This window comes from Streptococcus sp. ZY171113 (assembly GCF_057748235.1).
The window spans coordinates 2,037,063-2,049,483 of record NZ_CM173243.1; the positions used below are offsets into that span (position 1 = coordinate 2,037,063).

The following is a 12,421-nucleotide window of genomic DNA, read 5'->3' on the forward strand; positions in this document are numbered from 1 at the left end:
TTCTCTTTTGAATTGGGTATTGGTAATGTTCAAAACAAATTGCTTTATTAAACCAGTTGAATTGAACTCGAGCTACAAGTCACTGACAAAAAGATAAAATCTCCTATTTTGTCTAGGACTTGTTTAAGGCTCTCGTGTCTTAGATTACCAACGGAAGTGTGCGAAGGCACGGTTGGCTTCAGCCATTTTGTGGGTGTCTTCACGTTTCTTAACAGACGCACCTGTGTTGTTAGCAGCGTCCATGATTTCTTTAGCCAAGCGGTCAACCATAGTGTGCTCACCACGGGCACGAGAAGCGTTTACCAACCAACGAAGACCGAGGGTTGTACGACGCTCTGGACGAACTTCAACTGGTACTTGGTAGTTAGAACCACCAACACGGCGGGCACGAACTTCAAGAACAGGCATGATGTTTTCCATAGCTGTTTCGAAGACTTCGTTAGCATCGTTGCCAGTTACTTCTTTGATTTGCTCGAAAGCACCGTAAACGATGCTAGCAGCAGTACCGCGTTTACCGTCAAGCATGACACGGTTGATCAAACGAGTAACCAATTTAGAATTGTACAATGGATCTGCCAAAACTTCGCGTTTTGGTGCACGGTTTTTACGACTCATTCTCTTACTCCCCTTTCTTAACCTTTAGGACGTTTCGCACCGTATTTAGAACGGCCTTGTTTACGGTTAGCTACACCTGCAGTATCAAGTGCACCACGAACGATGTGGTAACGCACACCCGGAAGGTCTTTTACACGTCCACCGCGGATAAGCACCACGCTGTGCTCTTGCAAGTTGTGGCCGATACCTGGGATGTAAGCAGTAACCTCGATCAAGTTGCTCAAGCGAACACGAGCGAACTTACGAAGAGCCGAGTTAGGTTTTTTAGGGGTCATGGTACCAACACGGGTAGCAACACCACGTTTTTGTGGTGAAGAGATGTTAGTAGCAACCTTGCGGTGGCTGTTGTAACCAACGTTAAGCGCTGGTGACTTAGATTTTTCTACTTTAGATTGACGTGGTTTACGAACCAACTGGTTAATTGTAGGCATCTACATTCTCCTGTAAAAATTTTAATTTTGGTTGATAGGCCAGCGGTGACGCCCCTACCTGGGTGTACTTTTGCAACATTTGTCAGCACGTCTCTGTACACTCTTGAGAGACCAAAAGTAAAAAGTACCGTTAGTTATAATACCATAGACTCGCATTAAAAGTCAAGACAAATCTCTCTAAAAAGTTGCCTCAACAGTTTTTAGCAGTTGATTGCGATTTCCTTTCTGGAGATGGCCCATCATTGATTGTAAAAATTCCCTATTTATGGTATTCTTTCTATAATATAACCCCGAGGAGAACCCATGATTAAGGAATTTTTGCTATCCTGGAAAACCACCGATAGCGATGTGAATAGCAGCGCTGAGATTTTGACCTGGATTCAAAAACTTAATGAAGAGACCAAGGTTAATATTCAAGAAATCAGTGTTCACAAGAGCTCATTTTGGTTTTATGACGACTACAAGGGGGAAATCCTCAATCGCAAGCGCAGCTTTTTCTCCATTACTGGCATGCGGTATTTCCGCAACGACCACTTTCTTTATGAGCAACCGGTGATTTTACAACCTGAAATCGGGTACCTGGGCATTATTTGCCAAAAGATCAATGGGGTGCTCCATTTCCTCATGCAGGCCAAGATTGAGCCTGGCAACATCAACTGTGTGCAAATTTCGCCGACCATTCAAGCCACCAAGAGCAATTTTACTCGGGCTCATGGCGGCAACCTGCCCCACTACTATGACTATTTTGAACAATCTCACAACCATCACGTGATCTACGACCAAATCCAATCCGAGCAATCCAGCCGTTTCTACCACAAACGCAACCGTAACATGATTATGCTGGTGGAAGAAGATATCGAGGCCCTTCCTAACTTCAAATGGATGACCCTGGGCCAGATTAAGGAATTGCTCAAAATTGACAATCTGGTCAACATGGACACTCGGACCGTCCTGTCAGGTATTCCCTTTATCGGTGGCTCTTATTCTGAAGCTGAACTGGCGGAGTTGGAGGCCCTATTTACTGACAAGGCCCTCTTTAAGTCGATTTTCCAAGCCAACCCGCTCCTAGGCCTGCCCACTATTTACCAGGCCATCAACAACTTCAAGATGTTTGAAGACATCACCTGTGTCCCCGTCTCCCTCAACCAGTTGGTTGACTGGGAGGTCTCCGAGTACGGAGTTACCAGTCGGGTCCAGTCACCTTTCATGGTGCGTCATTACGACATTTCCATTTCTGGTCGCGAAGTCTCACGTTGGGACCAACCCCTCTTTAAGGCCATTGGCATGGCCACTTTCGGCCTAATCACTAGTGTGATGGATGGCAAACGCCAGTTTTTAGTCTCTCTCAAGCCTGAAATCGGTAGCTTTGATAAGGTCGAAGTCGGGCCAACTGTCCAATGGGAAGCCACCCACTCTCCTGATCGAGACGACCTCATGGAAGCCCTGTTCAGGAAACACTTAGCCAACAACCACCACGCCTATGTTGATGTCATTCTCTCTGAGGAGGGCGGCCGTTTCCACCACGAACAGAACCGTAATGTGATTCTTGATTTGCCTCAAGACCTCTTGCCAGAACTGCCAGATGGCTACTTCTGGTTGGATTTTGCTACTCTGAATGTCATGATTCAAGTCAACAACACCTGCAACATCCAACTAAGGAACCTCTTATCTCTAATCAAACTGTAAGTAAGGAGTGTCCATGATTAAACTTGGCATTATCAGCCCATCCGAAATCGCCTTGCGTCGGTTTATGCCTGCTATTACAGCCAACCCTCATTTTGACTGCGTGGGCTATGCCATCAATAGCATCGAAGAACGTTATGAGGGCCAAGCCGTCGCTGACCACGAAGCGCAAGCCATGTTGGCTCGCCAAAAGGAAAAGGTTCAAAACTTTGTCACAACCTACGGCGGTCGGGTTTTTGAGAGTTATAGGGCTCTGGCGACCTCTCCCGATGTGGACGCGGTCTATATCCCCCTACCACCAGCCCTCCACTACAAGTGGGCTAGGTTGGCTTTAGAACACGGCAAACACGTCCTGGTCGAAAAGCCCTGCACCCTCTCCTACCAGGACAGTCATGATCTCTGTCAATTAGCCTTGGAGAAAAAACTGGGTTTTCATGAAAATTACATGTTTGCCTACCACCAGCAGTTGGCGGATGTGCAAGACCTGGTTGCATCTGGTTTGGTTGGCGATGTCCGCCTCTATCGAATCAACTTTGGTTTCCCAAAACGAGCCGCCAACGACTTTCGTTATGATCCCACGATGGGGGGCGGTGCCTTGATTGATGCAGGCGGCTACACCATTCGCTACGCCAGCATGATTTTAGGGGAATCCGCTCAGATTGCCTTCGCCCAGAAAAATTACGAAGACGGTTGCGAGGTTGACCTCTATGGCTCTGGTATCCTGACCAATGCAGCTGGTCAGGTGGTCCAGATTGCCTTTGGCATGGACAACGATTACAAGTGCGAACTGGAAGTCTGGGGCAGTCAGGGCACTCTGACCTCTGATCGGATTTTAACCGCTCCAGCTGGTTTTCAGCCTCGGGCCATTCTCAAGCAAAATGGAACCGAAACCGAGTACAAACTCAGCGTTGACGATAGTTTCGCCAAGTCCATCGACCAGTTTTACCAGACCATCATCGACGAAGCTAGCCGACAGGACGCTATCAATAGTATCCTCAAGCAGGCCAAGCTGATTGAAGCCTTTCAAGAGCAAGCGACAGAAAGGGCCTAGACCATGAAACATGTTGCCATTATCGGTGCGAACAGCTACATCGCTAGAAACCTTTACGCGGTCCTGAGTGACCAGTTCTCTGGGCTGACCATCGCCCTCTACGATGTTCAAGACCAGTCCCTTGATCAACGCCCCAACTACACTTCGCTTTCTTTGGTTGACGGCGACCTATCCAAACTTGATTTGAGCGTTGATACCGTCTTTTTCTTCACCGGAAAGACTGGTACTCACGATGGCTTTACCAATTACGAGGCCTTCATTGACATCAACGAAAAAGCCCTCCTAACCTTTCTCAACGCTTATGTGCAACAAGGCTCTCAGGCTAAAATCATTTTCCCATCAACCCGTCTGGTCTATCGAGGAGCCGACCAGCCACTGGCCGAGGATGCTCCCAAAGAGTTTAAGACTGTCTATGCCATCAACAAGTTTGCCTGCGAGCAATACTTAGACCTATTTCACCGCAACTTCGGGGTCAACTATGCGATCGTCCGCCTCTGCCTGCCTTATGGCACCCTGATTCCCGAGGCATCTTCCTACGGGACTGCTGAATTCATGATTCGCAACGCCAAGGAAAATGGTGTCATCACCCTCTACGGTGACGGCAGCCTGCGTCGCACCCTAACCTCCATGGAGGACCTTTGTGATGATTTGATCCAAGTTGCTCTTTCGGAGCATTGCAAAGCAGATGTTTACAATATCGGTGGTGAAGATTATAGCCTACTGGAAATGGCTAACCTGATTGCCAAGAAATACGGAGCAGAGGTTACTTTCGTTCCCTGGCCAGAACAGGCAGCTTTGATTGAGAGTGGCAGCACCGTCTTTGATTCCACCAAGCTGGATCAGCTGATAAGCAAAAAACGCCTACGAACCTTCGCAGACTGGGCAAGAACTAACGACTAATAAAAGGAGACCATCAATGACCAAAATCCAAACCCTACTAAACCAGCTGGCACAGGTTGATGTCCATGCAGCCGTTGTTTCTGACCCTGTTTCGGTCAACTACTTGACGGGCTACTATGGTGACCCTCACGAACGCTACATGTTCCTCTTTCTGACGGCAGACCGTGAGCCCCTCCTTTTCTTGCCTGCCCTGGACCTGGAACGGGCTAAGGCAGCTCTGCCATTTCCCGTCGTGGGCTATATGGATAGCGAAAACCCTTGGGAGAAAATCAAGGCCATCCTGCCCAAAACCGACTACCCGCAGGTGGCCATCGAGTTTGACAGCCTCAACGTGACCAAGTTTAAGGGGTTGGAAACTGTCTTTTCAGGCACCTTCACCAACCTGACCCCGACCATCAACCAGCTCCGCCTGATAAAGACAGCAGATGAGATTGAGAAGATGCACGTTGCAGGCAAGCTAGCCGACAAGGCCGTGCAAATCGGCTTTGAAGCCATCAGCCTGGACAAGACCGAGACCGATATCATCGCCCACATCGAGTACCAGATGAAGCGTGAGGGCTACGGCATGAGTTTTGACACCATGGTTCTGGCGGGCAACAATGCCGCCAACCCGCACGGCATCCCTGGCAATGTCAAGATTGAAAACGACGCCCTTCTGCTTTTTGACCTGGGGATTGCGGCCAACGGCTACATGAGTGACATGACCAGGACTGTTGCCGTCGGCAAGCCTGACCAGTTCAAGCAGGACATCTACCAACTCTGCTTGGAGGCCCAGCTGACCGCCCAGGACATGATTAGGCCAGGTGTGACCGCCAGCCAGGTGGACGCTGCTGCTCGTCAGGTTATCGAAAAGGCTGGCTACGGCGAGTATTTCAACCACCGTCTGGGCCATGGCATCGGCATGGACCTGCACGAATTCCCGTCCATCATGGATGGCAACGACCTGGTCCTAGAAGAAGGCATGTGCTTCTCCGTTGAGCCAGGCATCTACATTCCTGGCAAGGTCGGCGTCCGCATCGAGGACTGCGGTGTGGTGACCAAGTCTGGTTTTGAGGTCTTTACCCAGACCAGCAAGGACCTGCTCTACTACTAAACAACAACTGCAACCAATACCAAGCTCTTGGGAAATGTCAATCTCCAAGAGCTTTTGTCGTCTAAAAAGCCAGAGAAGTCATCCCCTGGCCTAAATCATTTTCTAACTATTTCAATGAACACCTTCAACTAATTAGTGAATCGCCCACTATAATCAATATTTTCATCTAATGGCCGAGCTAGTTTTGGAGAGACACTCGTGTACTGCCAAGCCGCAAACTGGTTGTAATAAGCAAAATGCGCTGCCTCTTCTTGTGTCATATAAACTTGCCCTTTCGGATAATGGGCCAACCAAAAATTCTGTTCCCCAAACCTCGCAACTTCAATCGGACCGTTTTTGAAATCTAACCACCGTGCACCAGTGTAGTAGATGGTATTATGAAAACCAAGTTGGTTCAAGGCTGCTGTCCATGCGGCCATATTATTGTTGATATTTGGAATCATTTTATCTTCTTCAATATCACCAACCATCAACGTCTCTGGAGAAAGGCCAAATTCCTGAGCCACCTTCACAAAAAATGCTGCTTCATCAGCGGCTTCTTGGGCAGTGGTGTAATGTGAGTAATGGTAAGCTGAGATTTTCATATTTGCCGCTAAAGCATTCATAATCTGACCTTGAGCATAGGGGTTAATGTAAGTGGTCCCTTCCGTCAATTTGATTGTAACCCCACTAATCCCCTGTTCTCTCAAGGCTTGAAAATCAGCAACAGAAACCTGCCCATTATGGCTACTAATGTCAATAAAGTAGTTGCTTGCAAGCACTGGTTTAGCCTGGCTTTGCTCAAACAAGGCCTCGTCTAAAACGTGGTAAGCAACACCTTCATCCTGCCAGCCCAAACTAGTAAGATTTGCTAATTCTTCCATATTAGCTGTGAAATGGTGCACCCCTGCGTTGGGGTTATAAACCCTATAAATAGGTATTCCTGATTTAGCCGCATGGAAGACAATTTCTCCCAATTGCCACCCCTTGGCAACTAGACCATTGATTTCTTCTTGGTTAGCTGTAAAATGATAGTAGCCCCTCGGACTAGTTAGGACATAGGTCGGTAGCTCTTTCCCAAACGCCTCAAAGGCCTTCCCTTCAACTTGCCAGCCCTGGCTGGCCAAATTGTTCACCGTTTGTTCCTGAGTCGTAAACCAGTGATTTCCATCATTCGGATTATAGAGACGGGTAACTGTTTCTGCTGAAGCAGAATACCCTGTCGCTAAGAACAGCCCTGCTAAAATCATCATTTTCTTAAACATTACAAAAAACCTCCAATTTTTAATAACCACTTTTTTCAGGTTCAAGAACCTGGGCAACATTACAACTTTCTCTAACAACAAACTGAGGAGCTTTATTGCCATTGAGATAGATTCGACCAATATACTCCCCTAACAAGCCTAACATCATCATGATGCTCCCTCCGATAATCAAGAGCATCGACATTAACGACGCCCAGCCCTTGATAGGATAGCCTTGGGTTAAGGCGATAAACACAATATAGGTCACATAGGCGAACCCCAAGCAGGCAAAAAACGCACCTAGAAACGAGGCTAATCTTAACGGTTTAACCGAAAAAGCCGTAAAACCATTAAGCCATAGACCAACCAATTTACTAAAGGTGTAGGTCGAACCGCCCACTTCACGAGGATGATGTTTCACCTCTTGATTAGCCAAACGGTTGGTTGTCCGCAAGAGTAATCCCCATACATAGGGAAAAGCCCCTTCGTATTTAATAATTTCTTTAGCGATGAAACGCGTCATAATAAAGTGACTGCACAGGGTAAGATCACTCGGCTTGCCAATAACGAGGTTCGCCATTTTATCATTTATTCGGCTACCGATATTCTTAAAAAGGCTATGTTCCTTTACAGGATACTTCCCAAACACCACATCATGGCCCTCTTCTAGGGTCGCAATCAAGCGGTGGATTTCTCCAGGAGGATTTTGACCATCATCATCAAGAGAAATAATGTAGTCCCCTGTTGCATAACGATACCCCGCCATTAAAGCACTGTCTTGACCAAAATTCTTGGCTAAATTAATACCTTTAACAAAGGCATACGATTGGCACAATTGCTCAATCACCTGATAGGTCCTATCTTTTGAGCCATCATTAACCAGAAGAATTTCCATCGGCACCGACTGAAATTCTTCAATAATGCCCTCTACCACCCCTGCTAAGTATTTTTCCGAATAATAACAAGGAATCACAAACGATAATTTTTTAGCTTTCATTTTCTATTCATTTCTTAACTGACATGCATTAACAGGACAGTTACCTCCTTAATCCTAATTCTATAAACGACTGGTAAATGTAATGCTGGTAGACTGAGGCACTCTGCCAACACAAGAGCAATAAACTCAGTATAACCGCAAGCCCCCTAACCCACTGAGGGAGTTTAGCCAGTAACTTCGCATAGCCCACACTAGCCATTAAAAACAGGGGCAAGAGCAGCATAATGATGTACCTGCCTTGAGCCTGATAATCCACCTTAAAGCTCCGATACAAAAAGAGAAGAACCGTTACCAGAGAGGATAAGGTAAGTGTTAGGGAAAACAAAACCTCTCCTTGGCTCAATCGCTGCCGCCCCAAAACCTTCACTCGTGTTCCTATAAAAAGACCAAGACCTGCCACCAAACCACCAAGGTAGGAAACATATTCTACCGATGATAACCATATGGTCATGTAACCAAAAGTACCAATCAGAGATTTAAGAGTAGATTCCCAAAGAGAGACTGATAAAATCATTTCCACCATTCCCCCTTCTCTATAAGGGAAAAGTGTTGGAAGATTCCCCTCCGACAACCATTGCTGATTTCTTGCTTCAAAAATGCGATTACCTAACCAATCTCCATATAAGAGGTAATTTCGAGCAAAAAACGGAACAACCAACAGAAACATCAAAAGTGCTAACACCAAACAATGGTTGAGAACCCAAACATTGGTTCTAGCTCTTTCTTGCTTAACCCTGATAATCATCAGAAGAAAATAGAAACTTGAAAATAGAACTATGGGGTAAGCATTAAGATAGCCTAGCAAACAAATCACATACCCCAAAGCAACTTGAAGGGTATCCTTTAATCGCCACTCCGTCTCCCTCAATAATTTCACCATGCTGTCAATAACAAGAGCAGCTCCGAACAAGCCAATAATATCATTGTTGAGGTAGGCAGATAAGAAGGTCAGCTGTGGCCAGGTTACAATCAGAAACATGGCAACTAACCTGCTTGAAAACTGATTGGTTAAGCGCTGGACAGTCTTTCCAAAAATGTATGAAAGCCCCAACCCAGAAAGGACGCTGGTCAAGCGGGCAAAGTAAATTAAATCGATTTTTCCAAAAGACAGAAACTGCCCCAGCCTCATGAGAAAAGCCGAAACTAAAGAACCTAACAACTGGGGATAAAAGGCGTAAGAATAGTAGCCTTCACGATAGATAACAGCTTCGTCAAAACCTGTCGGCAAAGCCAAATGCTCATAAATGTAATAAGGCACCAGGTAACGCAATTCTTCATCTGGAGCGGCATCAAATGGTATAGTAAAAACCCAGACAAGTAAGTAGCAAAAACAAACAAACATGCTCAGAGAAACTAACTGACGCTGCCTGTTCAGGGGAACGGTCACATTTTTCACATCTCCTCCTTCATTAACCTCATTCTTACATAACCACCTAAAGTCTTTAAGGTCGTTTCCGCTTCAAAAAATTGATTAGCTTGGTTGTCAGTAACCAGCGACGTGAACCAATAACTGAGTGGTAATCCGTATGAAGTTGCTGGTAACTTTCCTGCAGGGCTTTATAGGCTTCTTCCTTGTGAGACATCTCTGACAAATGAGTTTGTCGCTGACGCTCCACAATGGCCGCTAATTGCCGCGGCAAATCATCAAAAGACAACTTCCGATAAGAAAAAGTCAACGTATCATTCGCATATGGTCTAGTATCATAAATCAACTGAGGGTCTCTATCAACGAAGAGTAGTCTCCCCGATTCCATCATTCCTGACCGAATAGATGGCTCCAGTACAACATTATAAGTTTTAGACCGCAAAGAAACATCTGTAAACGCAGCTGGAAATTCTGACAAATCAATTCGCAACTGGGGTTCATTGGACAATTGAATCTCAAAGGAACCCTCGTCTTCTAGAGGGAGGACCAGGGAACGACTTGGCGAAAACACGCCCTGCTCATCACCAAAGAAAATAGTGACCTGCTCCCATTTTAAGCGATCCAACCACTCCTTAGCCAACTCGAGTCCCCAAAAAGACGCCATAGACGCAAACAAGTCCGAGCTAGTCTTCTGTTCAAGCCTTTCCAATTGATCAAGGAAGGGTTGTGACACCTTTGGCAAGGTATAACTTTCCCTTATGCGAGCTTTTGCTTGCTCTGCTGCTTCTTTTTGGCACGAAAACTGGTCAAGAGCAGCAGACAATTTAGCTGTCAACTCCTCCACATTTCCCAACTCATAAACAGTTCCCGCATCAAAGGCCTTGTAAACGGAGAGGTGTCCTCCATTATCCGACACAATCACGGGAAGCCCGTTCAATAGTGCTTCGACATAAACCATGGGGAAAGCCTCCATTTTTGATGGAAAGACAACGATATCCTTGTCTGTAAGATAACTCCATGGGTCCTTCTGATGACCCAAAAACGAAACGTTCTGTAACTGATTTTCTAAGATGTAATCATCGCAAATTTTCTTATACTCATCGTCCCACCCCCCGATAAAAACCAGTTCCAGCGTCTCATCATTTAACTGGTGATAAGCTTTGATTAACTCCAACTGATTTTTTCGATCAATAACGCCACCAACCGACACAATCCTGGTCTTTTCCCCCTGCTGAAGTTCTCGGGCAGTCACATGCGTGTAGGGAATAAAAGGCAATAATTTGTCTTGTGGAAAGTAGGCCTGTAAAACATCATAAAGATGTCCTGAAACCGCAAAAATTTTAGAAGACAAGTGAGTGATTAACTCTATTTTTTCCCGATAATAGGAAAACTCCCCCTCAGGAAATTCATGGATAAGGTAAAAATGAGGGACTCGCTCACAAGCAGCCGCAATAGCTCCTTGAAAAACATTGACCGTGTTCGAAATCACCAAATCAATCTCTTCCGTCACAAGGAGACGTCGAATCTCAAAAATGGCCTTATGCTGAAAAGCATTGATGGCTTTTTTAGGAAACATCCGATAATTATCTGACTCCTGCCACCACCACCCCAATTGAGGTAACTGATACACAGTAATGTCAAAAACCGCCATTTTCTCAAGATAGTCCGAATCCTTATTGACCCCATTATCAGGAATAACATTAAAAATCGTGTGTCCCTGTTGGGATAAATAAGTCATTAGATTGACAATGGAAACTTCTGCGCCACTGAAAAAAGAACCTGTGGGAGAAACAAATAAAATTCTCATAAAACTCCACTTCTAGTGCTACTACTTTTAACACCTTAAACAATTAACAGAAATCTTAAAACCCATGAACCAGACTATAAACTTCCTGACGGTTGAGCCCGTAACTCTTAGCAACTTCCTTGATGGCGGCGTTTGGTTTCTGGCCTTGGGCAATGGCTGACGCAACCAAGTCCTTAATGGCCTGATCAGTCAGTTCTTGGGCCTCCAGCTGGCTGTCTTCATAACCTGCCACCAAGAGCAGGCATTCTCCCTTAGCAGGGTTTGCAGCCAGATGAGCTAGAACCTCCGTCACTGAGCCCCGTTGGTACTCCTCATAGAGTTTAGTCAGCTCACGCACCACCACCACCTGGCGGTCGCCGTAAACGGTCAAGATATTCTCCAGAGTGGCCACCAAGCGGTGGGGCGACTCGTAGAAAATCTGGGTCTCTGGGTAGGCCTTTTTAGCCTCCAAAAAAGCCTGTTGCTGGCCAGATTTTCGAGGGAGAAAGCCATAAAAGGCATGGGGTTGAGGAAGCAAGCCACTAGCAATCAAAGCCGTCAGACCCGCACTAGGGCCAGGAAGAGCCACCACGGGAAGGCCTTCAGCCACCGCAGCCACCACCAAATCATGACCCGGGTCCGAGATGCTGGGCATGCCCGCATCCGATACCTGGGCGATGGACTGACCAGACCGCAAGCGGTCCAACAAATCAGGGATTTTCTGACTGGCATTGTGCTCGTGAAAACTGGTCTGCTTGGTACTAATCTCAAAATGCTTGAGCAAGAGGCCAGTATTTCTGGTATCCTCTGCCGCAATCAAGTCCACCCCCTTTAAAACCTCCACTGCCCTAAAGGTCATGTCCTGTAAGTTACCAATCGGTGTCGGCACCAGATACAAGGTGCCCGCTCCGCTATTATCCTTAAAACTCCGCTGAATCTTCATCACTAATCCCTATACAAGACTTCCAAGCAATGCATGCACTCCTCGCTACTGCCTCTGGCATCACCATAAAAATAGTTGCACACATGGAAGCCCTCATCGTAAATACTCTCCAAATACTCCCTAGCTTGCTGGCTCGGTTTACCTGCCCTTGAAGCCTCGGGTTGTTGAAGTTGCTCCTGCAACTGACGATTTTCCAGCCGTAACCGCGTGTTTTCCTCCACTAGGTCTTGAACAACCCGCTTCACACGGTCACTTTCTGCCAAAATCGTGAGCAAACGTTCTGAAAAATCATCAAACATTCCTAACAATTCTTTATTGGTCATTTCTTATCCT

The 12,421-nt window shown here is 46.3% G+C and carries 11 protein-coding genes and 2 pseudogenes; 4 read left to right on the plus strand and 9 right to left on the minus strand.

The genetic code is table 11. The features are described from left to right. Nucleotides 1-144 precede the first annotated feature (144 nt). Together rpsG and rpsL are read right to left on the minus strand one after the other, a co-directional pair. Nucleotides 145-615 carry a 30S ribosomal protein S7 gene (gene rpsG / locus AC3ARB_RS09650; protein WP_488320348.1) on the minus strand — a complete coding sequence of 157 codons (471 nt, stop codon included), beginning with the start codon at nucleotides 613-615 and terminating at the stop codon, nucleotides 145-147. A 17-nt stretch (nucleotides 616-632) separates the two neighbouring features. After that, nucleotides 633-1,046: a 30S ribosomal protein S12 gene (gene rpsL, locus AC3ARB_RS09655; protein WP_488320349.1), complete on the minus strand. Its 414-nt coding sequence runs from the start codon at nucleotides 1,044-1,046 to the stop codon at nucleotides 633-635. A 303-nt stretch (nucleotides 1,047-1,349) separates the two neighbouring features. On the opposite strand from rpsL, the gene AC3ARB_RS09660 reads away from it, so the two are divergent. The 4 genes from AC3ARB_RS09660 to AC3ARB_RS09675 are packed head-to-tail and all read left to right on the plus strand — an operon-like array spanning nucleotide 1,350 to nucleotide 5,773. Beyond that, entirely contained in the window at nucleotides 1,350-2,732 is a 1,383-nt protein-coding gene (locus AC3ARB_RS09660) for an NDP-hexose 2,3-dehydratase family protein (protein ID WP_488320350.1), read from the plus strand. Nucleotides 2,733-2,745: 13 nt separating this feature from the next. Beyond that, complete coding sequence (locus tag AC3ARB_RS09665; protein ID WP_488320351.1) at nucleotides 2,746-3,780, plus strand: Gfo/Idh/MocA family protein; 1,035 nt, start codon at nucleotides 2,746-2,748, stop codon at nucleotides 3,778-3,780. Between the two features lie 3 nt (nucleotides 3,781-3,783). Then, complete coding sequence (locus tag AC3ARB_RS09670) at nucleotides 3,784-4,680, plus strand: NAD-dependent epimerase/dehydratase family protein (protein ID WP_488320352.1); 897 nt, start codon at nucleotides 3,784-3,786, stop codon at nucleotides 4,678-4,680. Between the two features lie 16 nt (nucleotides 4,681-4,696). Further along, nucleotides 4,697-5,773: a M24 family metallopeptidase gene (locus tag AC3ARB_RS09675; RefSeq protein ID WP_488320353.1), complete on the plus strand. Its 1,077-nt coding sequence runs from the start codon at nucleotides 4,697-4,699 to the stop codon at nucleotides 5,771-5,773. Nucleotides 5,774-5,901: 128 nt separating this feature from the next. Here AC3ARB_RS09675 and AC3ARB_RS09680 read toward each other — a convergent pair. The 7 genes and pseudogenes from AC3ARB_RS09680 to AC3ARB_RS09710 all read right to left on the minus strand — a co-directional run. Then, a pseudogene (locus tag AC3ARB_RS09680) lies at nucleotides 5,902-6,540 on the minus strand (GH25 family lysozyme); the annotation flags it as partial. Nucleotides 6,541-6,585: 45 nt separating this feature from the next. Further along, nucleotides 6,586-7,119 (minus strand): annotated as a pseudogene (locus AC3ARB_RS09685) (hypothetical protein); the annotation flags it as partial. After that, entirely contained in the window at nucleotides 7,037-7,993 is a 957-nt protein-coding gene (locus AC3ARB_RS09690) for a glycosyltransferase family 2 protein (RefSeq protein ID WP_488320354.1), read from the minus strand. The pseudogene AC3ARB_RS09685 and the gene AC3ARB_RS09690, both read right to left, overlap by 83 nt. A 40-nt stretch (nucleotides 7,994-8,033) precedes the next feature. Then, the gene (locus tag AC3ARB_RS09695) at nucleotides 8,034-9,389 is read right to left on the minus strand and encodes a hypothetical protein (protein WP_488320355.1); all 1,356 of its coding nucleotides are present in this window, start codon (nucleotides 9,387-9,389) and stop codon (nucleotides 8,034-8,036) included. A 46-nt stretch (nucleotides 9,390-9,435) separates the two neighbouring features. Then, nucleotides 9,436-11,166 (minus strand): glycosyltransferase family 4 protein, encoded by a 1,731-nt coding sequence (locus AC3ARB_RS09700; protein ID WP_488320356.1) that lies wholly within the window; start codon nucleotides 11,164-11,166, stop codon nucleotides 9,436-9,438. 55 nt (nucleotides 11,167-11,221) lie between these two features. Then, nucleotides 11,222-12,088, minus strand: coding sequence for a 16S rRNA (cytidine(1402)-2'-O)-methyltransferase (gene rsmI, locus AC3ARB_RS09705; protein ID WP_488320357.1), 867 nt, complete (start codon nucleotides 12,086-12,088; stop codon nucleotides 11,222-11,224). Between the two features lie 2 nt (nucleotides 12,089-12,090). Continuing rightward, the gene (locus tag AC3ARB_RS09710) at nucleotides 12,091-12,411 is read right to left on the minus strand and encodes an initiation control protein YabA (protein ID WP_488320358.1); all 321 of its coding nucleotides are present in this window, start codon (nucleotides 12,409-12,411) and stop codon (nucleotides 12,091-12,093) included. Nucleotides 12,412-12,421 lie beyond the last annotated feature (10 nt).

Coding starts and splice junctions, on each gene's coding strand:
- AC3ARB_RS09690 (WP_488320354.1), bottom strand. CDS start 7,993: ATGAAAGCTAAAAAATTATCGTTTGTGATTCCTTGTTATTATTCGGAA.
- rpsL (WP_488320349.1), bottom strand. CDS start 1,046: ATGCCTACAATTAACCAGTTGGTTCGTAAACCACGTCAATCTAAAGTA.
- AC3ARB_RS09700 (WP_488320356.1), bottom strand. CDS start 11,166: ATGAGAATTTTATTTGTTTCTCCCACAGGTTCTTTTTTCAGTGGCGCA.
- AC3ARB_RS09660 (WP_488320350.1), top strand. CDS start 1,350: ATGATTAAGGAATTTTTGCTATCCTGGAAAACCACCGATAGCGATGTG.
- rsmI (WP_488320357.1), bottom strand. CDS start 12,088: ATGAAGATTCAGCGGAGTTTTAAGGATAATAGCGGAGCGGGCACCTTG.
- AC3ARB_RS09665 (WP_488320351.1), top strand. CDS start 2,746: ATGATTAAACTTGGCATTATCAGCCCATCCGAAATCGCCTTGCGTCGG.
- AC3ARB_RS09710 (WP_488320358.1), bottom strand. CDS start 12,411: ATGACCAATAAAGAATTGTTAGGAATGTTTGATGATTTTTCAGAACGT.
- AC3ARB_RS09670 (WP_488320352.1), top strand. CDS start 3,784: ATGAAACATGTTGCCATTATCGGTGCGAACAGCTACATCGCTAGAAAC.
- rpsG (WP_488320348.1), bottom strand. CDS start 615: ATGAGTCGTAAAAACCGTGCACCAAAACGCGAAGTTTTGGCAGATCCA.
- AC3ARB_RS09675 (WP_488320353.1), top strand. CDS start 4,697: ATGACCAAAATCCAAACCCTACTAAACCAGCTGGCACAGGTTGATGTC.